Here is a 17,645-nt window from a genome sequence, read left to right on the forward strand (position 1 = left end):
CAGGGGTGTCGCCAAGCCGATGGGCAAGGACGTGACGATGAGGAGTGGACGAGAGGAACATAGTTGAAGCTGCAAGTAAGTGAGGTATCGTTGAAGCCGATTCTCTGTCCGCTACCGCATTTCTCGTCGGTAATGGCTGTTCGTTCCCGAACTCGCACCGATCCGCGGGGTGCGCGGGCCACACCACGGCTCCCGGATCCCCCAAACCAAGGAGCTGATCCTTCGAATGACCACTGCACTGCGCGATGTGCGCTCTCATGGCTGGGCCGCCAATGCCGCTCACGATGCCGTCGCACTTTTCCTGCATGGCTTCGGCTCAAATGAGCACGACCTTGGGTCACTGGCGCCGGCCCTCGGACTGAACCTGCCCTGGGCATCCTTGCGGGCACCGATTGAGCTCGGCAACGGCGGGGCGGCGTGGTTTTCCATCACCACGCCCGGAAACCCTGAGGCCGGGCCGGTGGAGGAGGCAACTGATGCCATCTGGGCCTGGGTCGAGGCAAACGTGGACCCCGGCGCCCGAATCGTTCCCATCGGTTTCTCACAGGGAGGGCTCATGGCCAGCCAGCTGCTGCGCTCGCGGCCCGGCCGGGTGCTGGCCCCGGTCGTGCTGGGCGGCTTCGTGCTGGGCGCACCTCAGCCGGGCGACGAGACACTGCGCGGCAACCGCCCGACCCTGTTCTGGGGCCGAGGCTCCGAAGACAGTGTCATCGCCCCCGTGGCGATTACCCGCAGCAGCGAGTACCTTCCGCAGCACACCTCGCTGATCGAGCGGGTGTATCCGGGGCTGGGACACAGCATCAACGCGCACGAGCTCGACGACGTACGCGACTTCCTCGCCGCCGAGGTCGGCGCCCAGGCGGTTTCCCGCGGATGAACCAATAGTCCGGATGATCGCGGTGGCTGCATACTCTGGCAGCCACCAAGAGCCCTCGGGCGCAATCCTGCGGCACCGCAGCCCCGCCGCGTCAGGCCTTGTTTTCGGCGGGAGCGAGGACGACGTCGAAGCGTGTGCGGGCCCAGGAGTGGTTGCCGAGGTCCCGGCCGTCGGGGGTTGGTGTGTCGGCGGGCTGGGGTTCGAACGTCTTAATCAGGGATTCTTTGACGCCGAACACGGAGTCGCCGATCCCGATCTGCGGGTCGCCCTCGACAAAGATGTGCGTGACAAGGGTCCGCAGGCCGGGGGCGGTGACAATGAAGTGCAGGTGGGAGGCACGGACGGGGGAGCGGCCGACCGACTCGAGCATCTTCCCGACGGGTCCGTCGTGCGGGATGGGGTAGGGGGTGGGGGTTAGTCCCCAGAACGCGTAGTGGCCGTGTTCGTCGGCAAACAGGTGGGCGCGTCCGGCGACGCGGTCGTCGGTGTACTGGACGTCGTAGAAGCCGTCCTCGTCGGCTTCCCAGACTTCGATCCGGGCACCGGGGACGGGGCCACCGTCGGTGTCGGTGATGGTGCCTTCGACCCAGCAGGGCTGGCCGGCGGCGCCGCCGGCGATGTCCCCGCCGATCGGGATTTCCGGGGCGTCCGCAACGAAGAACGGTCCGAAGACGGTGGCTTCGGTGGCGGTGGCGGCGCCGGTGTAGGACGTGTTGTTGATGGCGATGGTCTGCATCGAGGCGCCCAGGACGTCGGAGAGGAGCACGAATTCCTGGCGTTTGTCGTCCGTGATGTGCCCGGCTGCGGTGAGGAACTCGATCCCGGTGTTCCATTCGGCCTCGGTAAGGCGGACCTCGCGGAGGAAGTTGTGCAGGTGCCTCGTCAGGGACTGCATCACCTGCTTGAGCCGCGGGTCTTCGGTGTTCTCGAAGGACGCGACGACGGTGTCGACAAGCTGTTGTTCGACGGCGGCCTGTTCGGGGCTGATGCTGTTCCCGGCCTGGGTGGTTTCGGACATGCTGTACTCCTCAAATCTGTGTGTGGTTGGGGCCCGGGTCAGAGACTCAGCAGGACCGTGGGGTCCTCGCCTGTGAGGGCTGCCTGGAGGAGCCGGGTGAGGTTTTCGGTGGTGGCCGGGCGAGGGTTGGAGCCAGGGACGGCGGGGAGGACGATGTTGACTGCGTCAGTGATCCCGTCGGAGGTGAACCCGTAGTCGGACAAGGCTTTGGGGGCGTCCAGGCGTTTGCGGAGATCCTGGAGACCGGTGAGGGCATCGGCGGTCCCAAAAGCGGCGGCGATGCGGGCCTCAGCCTCGGGGGCGCAGGGTGCATTGAAGGCCAGGACGTAGGGCAGCACCGTGGCGTGCGTCTGCGCGTGCGGGAGGTTGAAGGTCCCGCCCAGGACGTGGCAGATCTTGTGGTGCAGCCCGGACCCGGCGGAGGCGAACGCGACCGCGGACAGGTACGCGCCGTAGAGGGCCTGCTCGCGTCCTTCGGCACCGGCCGGGTCATCCGTGATGAGCGGCAGTCCCCGGCTGAGGGCACGGATGCCTTCGGCACCGAGGGCGGCGTTTATCGGGTCCGCCCGCGGGGCCCACATCGAATCGATGCAGTGGGCCATGCCGTTCAGGCCGGAGGCAACGGACATGTCCACCGGCAGGGACAGGGTCAGGGCCGCGTCGTAGATGACCGTGACCGGCAGGACGGCGTCGTCCACACCGGTGGTTTTCCGGGACGCTTCGGTCAGGCCCCACACGTTGGTGGCTTCCGACCCGGCGTAGGTCGTCGGCACGGCAATGATCGGGATCCGGGAGGTCATCGCGATGGCCTTCGCCAGGCCCGTTGTGGACCCGCCGCCGACGCAGACCAGCAGGTCGATGCCGGACCCGGCGGCCGCAGTGCGGGCCCTTTCGGCGACCTCGATCGGCACATGCATCACCACGTCGTGGTGCCACAGCGCCACCTCGATCTCCGCGGCCACGCTCCGGGCCATTTCGGTCTCGAAATCCGAGGCGATCACCATCACGCGCTGCGCACCCAGCCTCGCCACCTCGGCGGCGAGGTGGGCAGCGGCCTTCCCGGTGCCGAAAAGGACACGCTGGCCCAGGGTCACGTGGTCAAAAGACAGGCTCATGGCCGGTTCTCCCGGCTAAGGATCGCGGAGACGGCCGAGTGCAGGGCGCCTTCCGGATCTGCTGGCAAACGGTCGGCGCGCCAGCCGACGTGCTTGTCCGGACGGACCAGCACGGCGCCGTCTTCGGCCACTCCGCGCAGTTTCGCCCAGTCGAAGTACAAATCTGTGACGTCCTGTCCCGGACCGATCACGACGGAGCCGACGGTGACGCCGAGCTGGTCGCTGACCTTTTGTGCGGCCGTGCCCCAGTCCACGCCGGTGCTTCCGGTAATAAGGGTGAACTGGCCGAAGGGGGCGAGGTCGTGGGTCGAGACCTTGCGGGTGCTGTCACCCACCCAGGCGTGCGGGAGCCGGCCGCCCGGATGCGTCGATGCTTCGTAGTACAGCTCCGGATCCCGGGCCGGCGCCGGCCTGGTGGTCCCGTCGCCGACGATCGCGGAGGAGTCGTAGTGCTGGCCGAGTTCCACGCCGTGGGCATTGAATTCGTAGTTCTTGACCTCCATTGCCGCCTGGATGGCCTGGCGTTTGGTGGCGCCCTCGGCGGTGTTGTCTTTGCGGGACTCGATCAGGGCGTGCATTTGCTCGGCGGTCTCTGCCTTGTCGATCCCGAGGGCCTCGAAGAGCTGGCCGAATTCCCGTCCGGACTGGTTGGCCCTGGTGACGATCTGCTTCGCTACCGGGGCGCGCTCGGCGGTGTAGGTTTCCAGCAGTGCCTCGCCTGCCTGGCCCGTGAGGACCGCCGCGATCTTCCAGGCCAGGTTGTAGGAGTCCTGGATGGATGTGTTGGAGCCGAGACCGTTGCTCGGCGGGTGCTTGTGGACGGCGTCCCCGGCGCAGAACACGCGCCCGGCCTGCAGCCGTGTGGCGTACTGTTCGTTGTTCCCCCACAGCGAGGTTCCCGTGATCTCGACGTCGAGGTCCGGAACGCCGATCAGGTTGCGGACGATCTGGGCCGCGGATTCGTCCGTCACGGAGGGTGGCTCGTCGTTGATGTCGAAGCCCCACACAATCAGCCATTCGTTCCAGGGCCGGACCATGCGCACCAGGCCGGCGCCGATCCCGCCGATGTTGGATCCTGGCTGGACCACCCAGTACAGCACCGAGGGCCGGTGGCCCACGAGCGCGGCGATGTCTGCCTTGAAGGTGATGTTCATCGATCCGGCGATGTCCATCTGCCCCTCGTAGGGCAGCCCGATGTCCGCGGCAACCTTGGAGCGGGCACCGTCGGCGCCGATCAGGTACTTGGCCCGGATGGTGTATTCGGCGCCCGTAAGCCGGTTCAGCACCCGTACGCTCACGCCGTCGGCGTCCTGGATGTGCGAGAGGTATTCGGTGGAGAATTGTGTCTGCGTGCCCTGCACCGTGGCGTTCTTCACGAGAATCGGCTCAAGGTAGGTCTGCGGAATATCGCAGTTCAGTGAGGGGGACGCCAGTTCGTAGTCGGCATGGCGGGCCGGGTGGGTTCCCCAGCTGAGGATCCGTCCGATCTCCTCGCCGGCAATCGAGGTGCAGAAGACGGTGTCGCCGATCATCTCGTGCGGGGTGGCATCGGCCAGGACCTGGTCCTCGATCCCCATGTCACGGAAAATTTCCATGGTGCGCTGGTTGGTGATGTGCGCCCGCGGCGTGTTCGCCGTCCAGCGGTATTTGGTGATCATGATGTTCGGTACGCCCAGATTGGACAGAAACAGTGCGGCCGAGGAACCGGCAGGACCGGATCCGACGATCAGGACGTCGGTGTGGACGACATTTGTGTCCGGGAGAGCCGTTTCGGCGACCCCGTCATTGAAAATAACCATGTGTTTTCCTTTGGTGCGGCCTGCTGGCCGGGAACGTGGGGCTGATTGAGTCGGACGCCCTATTTGTGGGCGGGGATTTCCGAACCGCTGTTGTCGTAGAGGCCTTCCCACGGCGACGCGGAGATGGCTTCCGGCCGCGGCGGCCAGGTGCTGCGCTGCCCGGCATTGCCCGACTCCGTGTTCTTAGAGGCGATATTGCCGCAGACAGCATTTCCGGCCGCTGCGCACGTCCTGATCCTGAGGCTGCCAAGCATGGTCAGCTCTGAACGCTGTCAGTGGCGGCGGCCCGGGTCCGGATCGAGTCGGCGACGAGGTCCATCACGTCGGCACTGGCCGGCAGGACGTTGACCATGGAGAAGAAGGCGTGCATCTGCCCTGGCCAGCGGTGATGTTCGACGTCGACGCCGGACTCGCCGAGGCGGGCGGCGTAGGCCTCTCCTTCGTCACGGAGGATGTCGTGCTCCGCGGTGATTACCAGGGCCGGGGCAAGGTCCGCGAGGGAATGGGTCAACAGCGGTGATGCCTCGGGGTGGTTCCGGAGGGACGGCTCCGGGATGTAGTGGTTCCAGAACCACTGCATGAATTCTGTGGTGAGGAAGGACTGGTTTTCCGGTTCAAGGTAGGAAGCGCGGGAGAAATCCGAGTCCGTTGCCGGGTAGAGCAGAACCTGGCCGGCGAGGGCGGGGCCGCCGTTGTCCCGGGCACGGATGGCGGTCACGGCAGCGAGGTTTCCGCCGGCGCTGTCGCCGCCGACGAACAGCGGGACGCGCTGTCCGGCGATCCGCTCCATGTTCTCGTCAGCCCACTGCAGGGCCGTCCAGGCGTCCTCGACGGGCGTCGGGAACGGGTGCTCGGGGGCCTTGCGGTAGTTGACGAGCACGACGGCGGCGCCGGACTTCGTGGCGAGCTGGCGGCCCAGGGTTTCGTAGCCCTCGATGCCCTCCAGGACCCAGCCGCCGCCGTGCAGGTAAACGACTACGGCGTTCGGCTTCTCCCGGGGGACGAGGACTTTGACCTGGATGTGCCCGCCGTCGTAAGCGGCCAGGGTGTGGTCTTCCGTGCGGTGGACATCGGGGCCGGGTCCGTAGAGGTCCTTCAGTCCGCTGCCGGCGATCCGGGCTTCGGCCGCGGTCAGCTCCCACAGGGGTTTCGCGTCGGGGCCGGCGGCCTGCGCCATGCCTTCCAGAAAGGCGGTAGTTGCTTCGTCAAGTGCCATCGGGTTCTCCTCGTTGAGATGTTGGCGGGGCGTTGAAGGGTTTGTTGCGTGGTGGGCGTGAAGTGGGCCAGCCGTGTTGCGGAGTGTCAGCAGATCGCCGAAAGTTCGCTTAGCCGGTGCCACGAGCGGTTGTGGTAAACCAACGGACTGCTGTCGGCGTCGGGTGCCGGTTCTGCGACCGAGGCCTGCAGTACCTGGACCGCCACCACCGTGGAGTCGCCGGCCTGCATCCGGTCCACAATCCGGCCGCGCAGCCAGGTCGGGGCGCCGTTCAGGACAGGCTCTCCGGTCACCAGCCGGGACCAACTGGAGGTGTCGGCGAAGCGGTCAATACCGCTGGTCGCGAATGTCTTGGCCAGGGCCATTTGGTCGGCGCCCAGTAAATGGACCACCAGGGTTTCGGCACGGGCAAGGGCGGGGGCCGTGGATGAGAAGGCCGAGAGGGAAAAGACGAGCAGCGCCGGGTTCGCTGACACGGAGATGACGGACGTCGCCGTCAGGCCGACCGGGCCGTCGCCGGCGTCCGCGGTAACAACAGCGACGCCGGCGGGGTGGTTGCGGAACGCGGCCTTGAATTCGTCGGCAGAGAGCATGTCCTCCGTGCCGACGCTGGCGACCCTGGTGGGGGATGACGCGCCGACAGCTGCCAGTCCGGCGCTCATTTCCCGGCCTCCGTGGCGGCTGCCTTTTCTGCCGGCGCTTTTTCAGCAAGGGAGAAAAAGACCCATTCGGCGTTTTTGGCCAGGCCGGAGAGCATGCGGCCGCAGGCCTGCAGCACCACCGGGCCGGAGGTCATGTGCTGCGTGCCGGCGTGCATGTCGCGGAAAAAACGCTGCAGGTCGCCGTGCCGCAGGGCCGCCGTCGCTGCCCACTTGTAGACCGTCATGCAGACCTCGTGGGCGGACCAGGTGGCGTTATTCAGGGCCAGGCGGGTCAGCGTTTCCTGTTCGGCCGTGAGCAGTTCGTTGCTGTCCAGGGTGGCTTCGTTGTCTGTCCAGACGCCGAAAACGAAGGCCCGGGCCGAGCGGAGCGTGGCTTCTGCCTTGGCGTATTCGGCGGCGAACTGGTCGGTATCGACGCTGGCGCCCGGGGCGCCGGATTTCTTCTGGGCGAGCGCCTTCATCTCATCGAGCATCCGGCGTCCGACGCCGAGGGCCCAGCCGGCGTGGTTGATGCCGGACATGTTGGCCAGCCCCATCCGGTAGAGGGCGCCGCCATAGACGCTTTCCTTTGTGGTGACGTTGTAGGTGTACGACTCCGGCACAAAGAGGTCTTCGCAGCTGTAGTCGATGCTGCCGGAGGCCTTCAGCCCCATTACGTCCCAGTTGTCGACAACCCTGGCCTTTTCCTTGGGGAGGGTGAACACCAGCGGCTGGCCCGTCTCAAGGACCACGGCGGCGGTGTGGATGTGGCTGGCGTGCGGCAGCCCGGAAGCGAAGCTCCAGGATCCGCTGAGGAGGTATCCGCCGTCGACCTTCTTGGCCGTACCCATCCGGGTACCCTGGCCTGCCATCAGGTGGTAGCCGCCGTTGGCGAACAGCTCATCGGTGGCGTCCTTGCCCTGGTAGGCGGCAGTGGTGCCGGTGATCATCTGCAGGGCCATGACCGCCCAGCCGGTGGAAGCATCGGCGTAGGAGAGCTTTTCGATGACTTCGATGACCTGGCGGGGGGATGCCTCATAGCCGCCGAGCTCGCGGGGAATTCCCAATCGGAACACCCCCGTGTCGTGGAGGGCCTGGACAACTTTGTCCGTGAGGCGCCCGAGTTCTTCATTCTTATCCGCCTGCGACTTCAGCAGCGGGGTGATTTCGTCGATTCGGGCAAGCAGGGCGGTGACGTCGTCGCTGACGTGAAGGCGGCCTGTTGATTCCAAAAGTGTCTGGGACATTTCGTGCTCCTAGCTTGTTACGTTGCCGTAACTGCAATTTATGCGTGATCCGGCTCACGCTGGATACGATGGAGTGCACATGAATGTTGTGACAGTGAACACATTCTCTGTTGCGGTGTTGGCCGCCGAGGGGGGTGTTGAATGAGCAAGCCCCAGGGTGAGCAGTCGACGGCAGCGAAGGTTGTGTCCCAGCAGGCCAAGGATCCGGGGTCGTGGGGCGCCATGGTTTCCTCCACTCTGCTTGCGCTGGACATGGAGACCGATCATCCCGAGTCGTTCACGGCCCGGATGCGGAACCGTATCCAGGGCGGAATCCATCTGGCGGAAATCGAGGCCTCCGGCCATGCGGCCCGGCGCGGGGCAGAACGAGTGGCGGCGGATGGGGGATCGTTGGTCCTCTGCCATGTGCTTAGCGGTGAGGGCTACATTGTCCAGGACGGCCGGCAGGCGCAGCTGGGACCGGGCGACTTCGGTTTTTACCAGACCGGGCGGCCCGTTGAGATCGTTGTTCCCGAGGGGTTCAATATTCTGTTCCTGAAGTTTCCCCAGTCATTGGTCACGCCGTCAGGCGCTCAGATTGCGGACCTGGTGGCGCAACGGCTGGACAGCCACTCGGGGCTGGCCCCTGCGATGGCGGGGCTTCTGGGCGGGCTGAATTCAGTGGTGGACAACCTGTCGCCCGAACTGCAGCTGCTCAGCCTGCACAACGCGGTGGACCTGACCTCGACGATGATGCGCCATGAGCTGGCCCTCTCCGTCAGCCCCGAGCCTGCGGGGCAGAAGCGGGTTCGTTTCGAAAGCATTGCTGCCTTTATCGATGCGCACCTCCACGACCCTGACCTCTCGCCCCGCCGCATTGCCGAGGCGAACTTCCTCTCGGTCAGATACCTGCACGCCATCTTTGCTGAATCGGGTGAGACTGTCGGGTCCTGGATGCGCACTCGAAGGCTGGAGCGCTGCGCCCGGGATCTGCGCGATCCCCGCCTGGCCGACGTGCCCGTCGGTGTCCTGAGCCACCGCAACGGTTTCAAGAACCAGTCGTATTTCAGTGCGCTCTTCAAGGAAGCGACAAGCCAGGCGCCGGCCGAATACCGGGCGGCTGCCTTGAACCGGCCGGCCTGAATGGCCGGCCGTTTGGAGCCGGCGACGCCCCGCCCCGCTAACGCGGTGCCGGCCCGGTTGAGCCGCGGACGGTGAGATGGGTGGGCATCACGGATCGGCTGCGGGTGCCGCCGCCCGCCAGCGGGTTCAGCTGTGCCAGCAGCATGGACACGGCCACGCGGCCTGCCTGCTCGATCGGCGAGGCCATGGTGGTCAGCGGCGGGTTGCAGAAGTCGGCGCCGAAGATGTCGTCGCAGCCCACGATGCTCATGTGCTCGGGAACGCGGATGCCGCGCTCGCGGAGCCGCTGCAGCATGCCGATGGCGATGAGATCGTTGAACGCAATGCAGGCGGTCACTCCGCTGTGCACAGCGGCGTCCGCGGCTGCCGCGCCGGACTGTTTCTTGGGCGGGAACGGTCCCAAACTGCGGACTTCCACGCCGCGCTCCTTTGCCGCCTCCGACAGGGCGGACCAGCGCCGTGTGCTGGATTGGGAAGTAACGGGACCGGCCACGTAGGCAATCCGGGTGTGGCCCAGCGAGATGAGGTGGTCGAGCGCCTGGCTGGTGGCGGACGGGGTGTCAATGAGGACGGCCGGGACGCCGGGAACGTCGCGGTTGATCGTGACCATAGGCATCTTCGCCGCAGCGGCCAGCAGCGCGTCGTCGGTGAGCCGCGACGCGGCGACGACGAGTCCATCCGCGCTCTTCCGCAGCTGTTCCACGCTGCTCGCTTCCACCTCGTCCGATTCCTCCGTGTCCACCAGCAGCTGCGTGTAGCCGGCCGCTTTAAGCTGGAGCTGGGTGCCCCGGATCAGGTCAAAGTAGAACGGGTTGGTAATGTCCGGCACCAGGACTCCCACCGCGCCGGTGCGGCCGGAACTCAGCGCCTTGGCCTGGCTGTTGGGGATGTAGTGCAGTTGGGCAGCCGCCGCCTCGATCCGCTGGCGGGTCCGGATGTTGACCCGCTCCGGCGTGGAGAGGGCCCGGGAAACGGTGGAGGCTGCCACGCCGCAGAGCGCGGCGATGTCATGGATGGTGGCAGGGCGGTCCACTGCTGCTGGTTGCGTCGTAGCCACGGCGCTCCTCTCTGAACGTGGTGGCCGGGCCGTGTCGGCCGGGTCGGGTAGGCAGCCTGTGACTGCCGCCACGGAGCCGTTGAGCCAAGAATGCCACATTTTGTCAAATGATGGCAATCGGTTGTCATCGTCCCCGGCGGTGACTAAGCTGGCGTGGACACCGATTGTGAACTGCGTCACCGCGCTGGAGCGACATTGCGAGCTGCCTGCGCGGCGCGCCCGCTAAACCCAGGAGATCCGTTCCTGGGACCCGGCCCAGGCGCACGTGGGCCACTACCTTCAGCCCTACCAGGCGGCCTACGATTCCCTGGTCCTGCGGGAACCGGACGGCAAGCTCAGCCCCATGCTGGCCACCGCGTGGAAGTACAACGAGGCAAACACGCAGCTCACGGTTGACCTGCGCACCGACGTGACCTTCAGCGATGGCGCCAAGTTCGACGCCGAAGCGGCCAAGGCGAACATGGATCACTTCAAGAAGGCCAACGGCCCGCAGATGGCCCAGCTTGCCGCGGTTTCGGACGTCAAGGTGGTCGATGCGGACACCATTGAGCTCAACCTGGCGGCGCCCGATCCCTCGCTGGAGTTCTACCTCAGCCAGGCCGCCGGGCTGATGGGCAGCCCCAAGGCGCTCGGGACCGACGGCATCAAGACCGAGCCCGTGGGCAGCGGCCCGTATGTCATGGACAAGGCCGCCACGATCAAGGACTCTCAGTCGGTGTTCACCGCACGCAAGGACTACTGGAACAAGGACCTTCAGAAGTTCGAGAAAGTCACTTTCAAGATCCTCGTCGACCCGACGGCAAGGACCAACGCCTTGGTCTCGGGACAGGTTGATGCCACGCTGCTCGACCCGAAGACCGGGAAGCAGGCCGAGGGCGCCAAGATGAAGCTCGTCGCCAATGAGGTGGACTGGCAGGGGCTGCTGCTGCTGGACCGTGACGGCGCCAAGAACACACCACTGGGAAACGTCAAGGTCCGCCAGGCCATCAACTACGCCTTCGACCGCAAGACCATCCTGGACCAGGTCCTGCTGGGACAGGGCACGCCGACCTCCCAGCCCTTCGGCAAGGCCAGCGGGGCCTGGACCGAAGAGCTGGAGAACTACTACACGTACGATCCGGCCAAGGCCAAGCAGCTCCTGAAGGAGGCCGGGTATGAAAGCGGCGTTACCTTGTCGGTCCCGAACGTCCCCGGCTTTGAAACCCAGATTGCCGTGGTCAAGCAACAGCTGGCCGACATTGGGGTCACGCTCGAAGTGGGCGCCGCGATCACCAACACCTTTACCAGCGAAGTAGCGGCCCAGAAGTTCACCACCATGTATTTCTCGCTCTTCCAGGGCGAGCCATGGGTGGCCACGAAACCAGATCATCTCCACGAAGGCGCTGTACAACCCGTTCAAGAACACCACGCGGAGCTGCAGGCCAAGATCGACGCCGTCCAGAACGGCGGCAAAGATGCCGGCAAGCTGGCCCAGGGGGTCAACAAGTACGTTGTGGAACAGGCGTGGTTCGCCCCGCTGTTCCGGGTGAACCAGATGTATTACCACAACTCGAAGATCACCGTCGTGCCGCAGGTCCAGCAAGCCGTTCCGTCGCTCTACAACTACGCACCCGCCGCGTAATACCGGGGCCCGTAGACACAACAAGAACCGGCGCAGGTCCGGCAGCTACCCATCACCAGGGCGGGCTGCCGGACCCGGCGTTCAACACCATGCCAGTTCAATGGAGCCAGCAATGATCACCTTCATCCTCAGACGCCTCGGCAGTGGACTCGTCGTCCAGTTCGCCGTCTCGATCCTCACGTTCTTTATGCTCTACCTCGCCAGCGGAAGCATCGCCCGGAACATCCTGGGCGACCAGGCCACGCCGGAGCAGGTGGCGCTGAAGGAAGCCGAGCTCGGGCTGGACCAGCCCATCCTTGCCCGCTATTGGGACTGGGTCGTCAATGCCCTGCAGGGTGACCTCGGAGCGTCCTGGTTCAGTTCGGAACCGGTGGCCCCGTCCCTGGCCACCCGCATCCCCGTGACCATGGTCATGGTTGTCAGCGCGATGGTTCTCATCGCCATTATTGCCACGCTGATTGGCGTGGCCGCCGCCGCGGTCAAGCGTGGCTGGGTGGACCGGGTGGTCCAGATTGGCGCAATCGTCGGCGATTCCATCCCCGGGTTCGTCATCGGCATCATCCTGGTGACCATTCTGGCCGTCCAGATGGGATTGTTCCCCGCCACGAGCACCATTTCCCCGGGCGCGCCCGCGTCCGCCTGGGTGTTGTCCCTGACACTTCCGGTGATTGCCTTGCTGATCAACGGAGTCACCGGCGGTGCGCAGCAAATCCGCAGTGCGGTTATTAAGCAGCTCGAACGCGACTATGTCCGCACGCTGGGCAGCCGCGGCATCAGTGAGCGCGAGGTCCTGTTCCGGCACGTCCTGCGCAGCGCTGCCCCGGCAGGACTGACCGTGCTTAGCCTGCAGCTCATCGGCATGCTGGGCGGAGTGATCATCATCGAGCAGATTTTTGCCCTTCCCGGGCTGGGGCCGCTTGCCGTGGCCGCCACCGCGCAGAGCGATCAGCCAGTGGTGATGGGCGTTGTTATGTACACCGTCGCTGTTGTTATTTCGGTCAACCTCGTTGTTGACCTGCTCAACGGCTGGCTCAACCCGAAGGTGCGTGCCTCGTGACCGAGACCGTTGAAACCTCAGCCCTGACGCCGCTTCCCGGTACTACCGGCCAGACCGGAAGCGTGGTCCGGTCCACGGTCCTCGGGCGGCTGCTCAAGAATCCGCTTGGCATCGTCGCCGTCGTCGTCCTCCTGGGATTGTCCCTGCTCGCCGTCTTCGCGGACGTGCTGGCCCCGTTCGACCAGAACTACGCGAACATTTCCAAGACTCTCGCGCCCCCGGACGCGGTTAACCTCCTGGGCACCGACAGCTCCGGACGTGACGGGAAATTCGAAGCGGCCTCCAACTGGATTGTCAGCATCCTGATGAGCCTCCCCGGCCTGATCGTGCTGCTGACCATCCGCGCCGCGTTCGGTCCCTCCGTGTGGATCGCCATGATCGCGTTCGGCGTACTGATCAGTCCCTCCTACTTCCGCCTGACGCGGTCCGCGGTGCAGTCGGTCCGCAACGAGCTCTACGTGGACGCCGCACGGGTATCCGGTCTTTCGGACCTGCGCATCATTACCCGGCACATCTTCTCGGTAGTCCGGGCGCCGATCATTATCCAGACGTTGGCGATCGCCGGTGTAGCCATAGCCATCCAGTCCGCACTCGAGTTCCTGGGACTGGGCGATCCGGCAAAACAACCTGGGGCGTGATGCTCAGCGAAGGATTCAAGAACGTCTACCTCACGCCGACGTTGCTCTTCTGGCCGGCGTTTGCCATGGCGCTCACCATCGGCGCGCTGGTGCTGCTGGGCAATGCCATCCGCGATGCCCTCGAGGACGGCGAAAAGATCAAAAACCGCAGGAAGCCGCGCGCCACCCCTGGCACCAACAAACGCACCAACAAAAGCACAAATAGCAGCCACAAGCGCAACGAACAGCCAGACAGCAGCGCGGTGGCTCCGGTCCCCGCCGTCAAACGGGCCGCACGCAACCCCGTGGCCGCCGTCGACGCCGGAACCGAGCACCACCTGGTGAAGGTGACCAACCTCGGCGTCGGCTACCCGCAGGCAGACGGATCGGTCAAGAAGGTCGTCGATGACGTCTCCTTCCACGTCGACCGCGGCGAAATCCTTGGCATTGTGGGGGAGTCCGGCTCCGGCAAGTCCCAGACGGCGTTCTCGATGCTGGGCCTGCTGCCTGACAACGCCCGCATCGTGGGCGGCGCCATCCAGTTCGATGGCAGCTACACCGTGGCTCCGGGCGATGAAAAGGTCAACCAGGACAGGCTCTCCAAGCTGCGCGGCAAGAGGATCTCCTACATCCCGCAGGAACCCATGAGCAACCTGGACCCGGCCTTCACCATCGGCTACCAGCTGGTCACCCCCATGGTGCGGGTGCTGGGCATCTCCAAGGGCGAAGCCACCATCCGCGCCATGAAGCTGCTCGCCGACGTCGGAATCGTCAACCCGGAACGGACCTTCAAGGCTTACCCCCATGAAGTCTCCGGCGGCATGGCCCAGCGCGTCCTGATCGCCGGAGCCATCAGCTGCGAACCGGATCTGATTATTGCCGATGAGCCCACAACCGCCTTGGATGTCACCGTCCAGGCCGAGGTCCTGGACCTCATCCGGGACCTCCAGCGCCGCCTCGGCGTCGGCGTCATTCTCGTGACGGACAACTTCGGCGTGGTGGCGGACCTCTGCGACCGCGTCGTGGTGATGCAGAACGGCCGGCTCGTGGAGGAAGGGCCGGTGCGCAGCATCCTCAGGAACCCGCAGGAGCCCTACACCCGGACTCTGCTGGGGTCGATGCTGGAAGGCAAGGAACCCATGACCATGCTCGTTTCATCAACCTCCCAAGGGGCGGCATCGTGACTGCAACCGTAGACTCCGGCGCCGCTCCCGCGGCCCCGGAACGCACAGAACTGCTGTGCGTGGACCAGCTCATCGTGGACTATCCCGGCAAAGGCTTCCGGGCCAAGCCGTTCCGGGCGCTCACGGACATCAATATCTCCATCGGCCGGGGGGAGACCCTCGGCCTGGTGGGGGAGTCCGGCTCGGGCAAAACCACCCTGGGCCGGGCGGTCCTGGGCCTGGCCCCGGTCACGGCGGGCAGGATCACCTTCGAAGGAAGGGACATCAGCCATGCCAGCCGCAAGGACAGGCGCACCCTGAGCCGGGACATGCAGGTGGTCTTCCAGGATCCGTACACGTCCTTGAACCCGGCCCTGGAAGTCGGGGACATCCTCGCCGAACCCCTCGCAGTCCAGGGCAAGTCGCCCGCCGACGCCATCCACCGGCTCCGACGGGAATTCAGCGGCGGCCAGCGGCAGCGCGTGGCCATTGCCCGCGCCCTGGCACTGTCACCGAAACTGATCGTCTGCGACGAGCCGGTGAGTGCCCTGGACCTGTCGACACAGGCCCGCGTCCTGGACCTGTTCCTGCAGATCCAGCGGGACACCGGCGTGTCCTACCTCTTCGTCTCCCACGACCTCGACGTTGTCCGGCACATCAGCCACCGCGTCGCCGTGATGTACCACGGCGGGATTGTTGAGCAGGGGCCGGCCGACGTCGTCACCCGGGACCCGGAACACCCCTACACCCAGCGGCTGCTGCTGGCCTCGCCGGTCCCGGACCCGGACCGCCAGGAACAACGCAGGGCCGACCGGCACCGGCTGCTCGAACTCCAGCGGCAGCAGAACGAACAGGTCGGCGTCCCCGCCTGATGACCGCGGACAGCCCGGTACCGACCAACTGAAACGAGCTTCCGGCTTCCCTGGCGGGACCGGTCAAACGAAGGAAACAAAAGTGGCCAAAATAGGCGTGCAAGCCATGATGCTGAAGGACAGCTTCAAGGACCTCGGGGCGTTCGAGACGCTCCGAAAGGTGAACGCGATCGGCTACAACGCCGTCGAGGTTTCCCAGATCCCCATGACCCCCGAAAACGTGGCAGAACTGGACCGCGCACGGACGGAACTAGGCATGGACATCGCGGCCTTGTCCGTCGCGATGGAAACCCCCAAAGGCATGCCGGCCGATTCGCTCAAGGACCATTTCGACAAAATCGTGGACGATGCGAAGCGACTTGACACGAAGCTCCTGCGGATCGGCATGCTGCCGTTCCCGGCCATGAAATCGATCGACGCCGTTGTTGACTTCGCCAAGCAGGCCAACGACTACGCCGAGCGCCTGGCCGGCCACGGATTGGGTTTGTACTACCACAACCACCACATCGAATTTGCGAAGTTCGGCGGCAAATACATGCTGGACATCATCGCCGAAAACTCCCCGTCCATGGGCCTGGAAATCGACGTCCACTGGGTGCAGCGCGGCGGCCTGGACCCGGTCCGGACCTTGGACAAGTACGCCGGCCGCACCGCCATGGTCCACCTGAAGGACTACCGGATCGGCGAGTTGCCCGAATCCTCCTTCGGCCTGCTGGAAAGCGGGGACTTCACCGGCTTTATGGCCGAGTTCAAGGACGTGGTCCAGTTCGCCGAAGTGGGCGAAGGCAACCTGGACTTCCCCTCCATCATTCCGGCCGCCCAGGCCGCAGGGGCCCGGTACCTGCTGGTGGAGCAGGACGAGCTTTACGGCCGCACCGTCTGGGATGCCCTGCAAACCTGGTACGAGAACCTCGCGGCCATGGGCCACTCCAACCTTTTCTGAACAGGGAGCATCACCGCATGAGCACAAAAGTACGCCTTGGCATCATCGGCCTGGGCCAGCAGGGCGGCGCCTACGCCAAATTCATCCAGGACGGGCTGGTCCCGAACATGGAAATCGGGGCCATCTGTGACGTGGACCCCGCGAAGAGGCAACTCGCGGCGTCCCAGTACCCCGACGCACCCTTCTACGTCGACTACATCACCATGCTCGAAAGCGGGGACGTGGATGCCGTCGTTACCTGCGTCCCGCACTCCTGCACCCCGGGATGGGCATCGAGGCGCTCAAACGCGACGTCCACGCCCTGCTGGAGAAGCCCGCCGGCGTTTACACGAAGCAGGTCCGGGAAGTCAACGGCTTTGCCGCCAGCAAGCCCGGGCTGTCTTTCGCGATCATGTTCAACCAGCGCAACAACCCGCTATACCAGCGCCTGAAGGAGATCGTCGACGCAGGCGAGATCGGCAGGATCCGCCGCAGCAACTGGATCATCACGACCTGGTGGCGTCCGCAGGGTTACTACAACTCCAGCGAATGGCGCGCCACCTGGGGCGGCGAAGGCGGCGGTGTCCTGGTCAACCAGGCACCGCACCAGTTGGACCTCTGGCAGTGGATCTGCGGCGTGCCCAAGTCGGTGTACGCGAAGGTGGCCTACGGCTTCCGCCGGGACATCGCCGTCGAGGATGAGGTCACCGCCGTCGTGGACTACGGCGACGGCGCCACCGGCGTGTTCGTCACCGCCACCCACGACCTGACCGGCACGGACCGCTTCGAAATCCTGGGCGACCAGGGCAAAATTGTTGTCACCGACAGCAGGACCGCCACGGTCACCCGCTTGGCCAAACCGGAACGCGAACTCAGCGACGCCATGGGCATGGAGGATGTCCGGAAGCTCTTCACGGGCCAACTGAACGCCGAGGACTACTACAGCACCGAAGTCATCGAGTACGAGTCCGTCTGGGGGGCGCAGCACGCCGGGGTCCTGGCGAACTTCGCCGCGAACATCCTGGACTGCACCCCGCTGCTGGCTCCGGGATCGGACGGCATCAACGGTGTCCGGCTGGCCAACGCCATCCACCTCTCCAGCTGGACCGGAACCGAAGTGGGGCTGGACTTCGATGAGGAGGAGTTCCTCGCCGAGCTGAACAAGCGCATCGCGGACGAGGGCAAGTTCCCAACACGCGCCTAGACGATATGAAGTGAGGGGTGCGGGGCCCCCAGCCCCGTCCGGGACCGGGCCATTATCGCCGGGTCGGCCCGGCAGCGCCGGCTTTGGTGTAGTCCGT

The 17,645-nt window shown here is 65.5% G+C and carries 14 protein-coding genes and 2 pseudogenes; 9 read left to right on the plus strand and 7 right to left on the minus strand.

Features of this window, described 5'->3' with window-relative positions:
* The first annotated feature begins 226 nt into the window (after positions 1 to 226).
* Entirely contained in the window at positions 227 to 877 is a 651-nt protein-coding gene (locus tag AC50X9_RS18555) for an alpha/beta hydrolase (RefSeq protein WP_494895997.1), read from the plus strand.
* A gap of 91 nt (positions 878 to 968) precedes the next feature.
* On the opposite strand, the gene AC50X9_RS18560 is transcribed toward AC50X9_RS18555, so the two are convergent.
* The 6 genes from AC50X9_RS18560 to AC50X9_RS18585 all read right to left on the minus strand — a co-directional run bounded on the left by AC50X9_RS18560 (position 969) and on the right by AC50X9_RS18585 (position 7,913).
* Positions 969 to 1,895: a dioxygenase family protein gene (locus AC50X9_RS18560; RefSeq protein WP_494895999.1), complete on the minus strand. Its 927-nt coding sequence runs from the start codon at positions 1,893 to 1,895 to the stop codon at positions 969 to 971.
* A gap of 38 nt (positions 1,896 to 1,933) precedes the next feature.
* The gene (locus AC50X9_RS18565) at positions 1,934 to 3,010 is read right to left on the minus strand and encodes a maleylacetate reductase (RefSeq protein WP_494896001.1); all 1,077 of its coding nucleotides are present in this window, start codon (positions 3,008 to 3,010) and stop codon (positions 1,934 to 1,936) included.
* Positions 3,007 to 4,809, minus strand: coding sequence for an FAD-dependent oxidoreductase (locus AC50X9_RS18570; RefSeq protein WP_494896003.1), 1,803 nt, complete (start codon positions 4,807 to 4,809; stop codon positions 3,007 to 3,009). Before AC50X9_RS18570 ends, AC50X9_RS18565 begins: the two co-directional genes overlap by 4 nt.
* Before the next feature lie 256 nt (positions 4,810 to 5,065).
* Positions 5,066 to 6,025 (minus strand): alpha/beta hydrolase, encoded by a 960-nt coding sequence (locus tag AC50X9_RS18575; RefSeq protein ID WP_494896005.1) that lies wholly within the window; start codon positions 6,023 to 6,025, stop codon positions 5,066 to 5,068.
* Positions 6,026 to 6,111: 86 nt separating this feature from the next.
* On the minus strand, positions 6,112 to 6,687 hold the full coding sequence (locus AC50X9_RS18580) for a flavin reductase family protein (protein WP_494896006.1): 576 nt from the start codon (positions 6,685 to 6,687) through the stop codon (positions 6,112 to 6,114).
* Positions 6,684 to 7,913 carry an acyl-CoA dehydrogenase family protein gene (locus tag AC50X9_RS18585; protein ID WP_494896007.1) on the minus strand — a complete coding sequence of 410 codons (1,230 nt, stop codon included), beginning with the start codon at positions 7,911 to 7,913 and terminating at the stop codon, positions 6,684 to 6,686. The genes AC50X9_RS18580 and AC50X9_RS18585 overlap by 4 nt, the downstream gene beginning before the upstream one ends.
* 141 nt (positions 7,914 to 8,054) lie before the next feature.
* Between AC50X9_RS18585 and AC50X9_RS18590 the strand changes: the two genes are divergently transcribed.
* The gene (locus tag AC50X9_RS18590) at positions 8,055 to 9,035 is read left to right on the plus strand and encodes an AraC-like ligand-binding domain-containing protein (RefSeq protein ID WP_494896008.1); all 981 of its coding nucleotides are present in this window, start codon (positions 8,055 to 8,057) and stop codon (positions 9,033 to 9,035) included.
* A gap of 37 nt (positions 9,036 to 9,072) precedes the next feature.
* On the opposite strand, the gene AC50X9_RS18595 is transcribed toward AC50X9_RS18590, so the two are convergent.
* A complete protein-coding gene (locus tag AC50X9_RS18595; RefSeq protein ID WP_494896019.1) occupies positions 9,073 to 10,068 on the minus strand; it encodes a LacI family DNA-binding transcriptional regulator in 996 nt (331 codons plus the stop codon).
* 289 nt (positions 10,069 to 10,357) lie between these two features.
* Here AC50X9_RS18595 and AC50X9_RS18600 point away from each other — a divergent pair, with 289 nt between their 5' ends.
* The 7 genes and pseudogenes from AC50X9_RS18600 (at position 10,358) to AC50X9_RS18630 (ending at position 17,548) form a co-directional block, all read left to right on the plus strand.
* On the plus strand, positions 10,358 to 11,713 hold the full coding sequence (locus AC50X9_RS18600; RefSeq protein ID WP_494896009.1) for an ABC transporter substrate-binding protein: 1,356 nt from the start codon (positions 10,358 to 10,360) through the stop codon (positions 11,711 to 11,713).
* Between the two features lie 112 nt (positions 11,714 to 11,825).
* Positions 11,826 to 12,770 carry an ABC transporter permease gene (locus AC50X9_RS18605; RefSeq protein WP_494896010.1) on the plus strand — a complete coding sequence of 315 codons (945 nt, stop codon included), beginning with the start codon at positions 11,826 to 11,828 and terminating at the stop codon, positions 12,768 to 12,770.
* Positions 12,767 to 14,571: pseudogene (locus tag AC50X9_RS18610) on the plus strand (dipeptide/oligopeptide/nickel ABC transporter permease/ATP-binding protein). The gene AC50X9_RS18605 and the pseudogene AC50X9_RS18610 overlap by 4 nt, the downstream one beginning before the upstream one ends.
* Entirely contained in the window at positions 14,568 to 15,422 is an 855-nt protein-coding gene (locus AC50X9_RS18615; RefSeq protein ID WP_494896011.1) for an ATP-binding cassette domain-containing protein, read from the plus strand. The pseudogene AC50X9_RS18610 and the gene AC50X9_RS18615 overlap by 4 nt, the downstream one beginning before the upstream one ends.
* 82 nt (positions 15,423 to 15,504) lie before the next feature.
* Positions 15,505 to 16,365 (plus strand): sugar phosphate isomerase/epimerase family protein, encoded by an 861-nt coding sequence (locus AC50X9_RS18620; RefSeq protein WP_494896012.1) that lies wholly within the window; start codon positions 15,505 to 15,507, stop codon positions 16,363 to 16,365.
* Positions 16,366 to 16,382: 17 nt separating this feature from the next.
* Positions 16,383 to 16,559, plus strand: a pseudogene (locus AC50X9_RS18625) (Gfo/Idh/MocA family protein); the annotation flags it as partial.
* 71 nt (positions 16,560 to 16,630) lie between these two features.
* Positions 16,631 to 17,548 (plus strand): Gfo/Idh/MocA family protein, encoded by a 918-nt coding sequence (locus AC50X9_RS18630; RefSeq protein WP_494896013.1) that lies wholly within the window; start codon positions 16,631 to 16,633, stop codon positions 17,546 to 17,548.
* Positions 17,549 to 17,645 lie beyond the last annotated feature (97 nt).

The sequence above is a fragment of the Pseudarthrobacter sp. HLT1-3 genome (genome assembly GCF_059383535.1).

Excerpts from the sequence above, each read along its gene's own strand:
- AC50X9_RS18555 (WP_494895997.1), top strand. The coding sequence starts at position 227 with ATGACCACTGCACTGCGCGATGTGCGCTCTCATGGCTGGGCCGCCAAT.
- AC50X9_RS18560 (WP_494895999.1), bottom strand. The coding sequence starts at position 1,895 with ATGTCCGAAACCACCCAGGCCGGGAACAGCATCAGCCCCGAACAGGCC.
- AC50X9_RS18565 (WP_494896001.1), bottom strand. The coding sequence starts at position 3,010 with ATGAGCCTGTCTTTTGACCACGTGACCCTGGGCCAGCGTGTCCTTTTC.
- AC50X9_RS18570 (WP_494896003.1), bottom strand. The coding sequence starts at position 4,809 with ATGGTTATTTTCAATGACGGGGTCGCCGAAACGGCTCTCCCGGACACA.
- AC50X9_RS18575 (WP_494896005.1), bottom strand. The coding sequence starts at position 6,025 with ATGGCACTTGACGAAGCAACTACCGCCTTTCTGGAAGGCATGGCGCAG.
- AC50X9_RS18580 (WP_494896006.1), bottom strand. The coding sequence starts at position 6,687 with ATGAGCGCCGGACTGGCAGCTGTCGGCGCGTCATCCCCCACCAGGGTC.
- AC50X9_RS18585 (WP_494896007.1), bottom strand. The coding sequence starts at position 7,913 with ATGTCCCAGACACTTTTGGAATCAACAGGCCGCCTTCACGTCAGCGAC.
- AC50X9_RS18590 (WP_494896008.1), top strand. The coding sequence starts at position 8,055 with ATGAGCAAGCCCCAGGGTGAGCAGTCGACGGCAGCGAAGGTTGTGTCC.
- AC50X9_RS18605 (WP_494896010.1), top strand. The coding sequence starts at position 11,826 with ATGATCACCTTCATCCTCAGACGCCTCGGCAGTGGACTCGTCGTCCAG.
- AC50X9_RS18630 (WP_494896013.1), top strand. The coding sequence starts at position 16,631 with ATGGGCATCGAGGCGCTCAAACGCGACGTCCACGCCCTGCTGGAGAAG.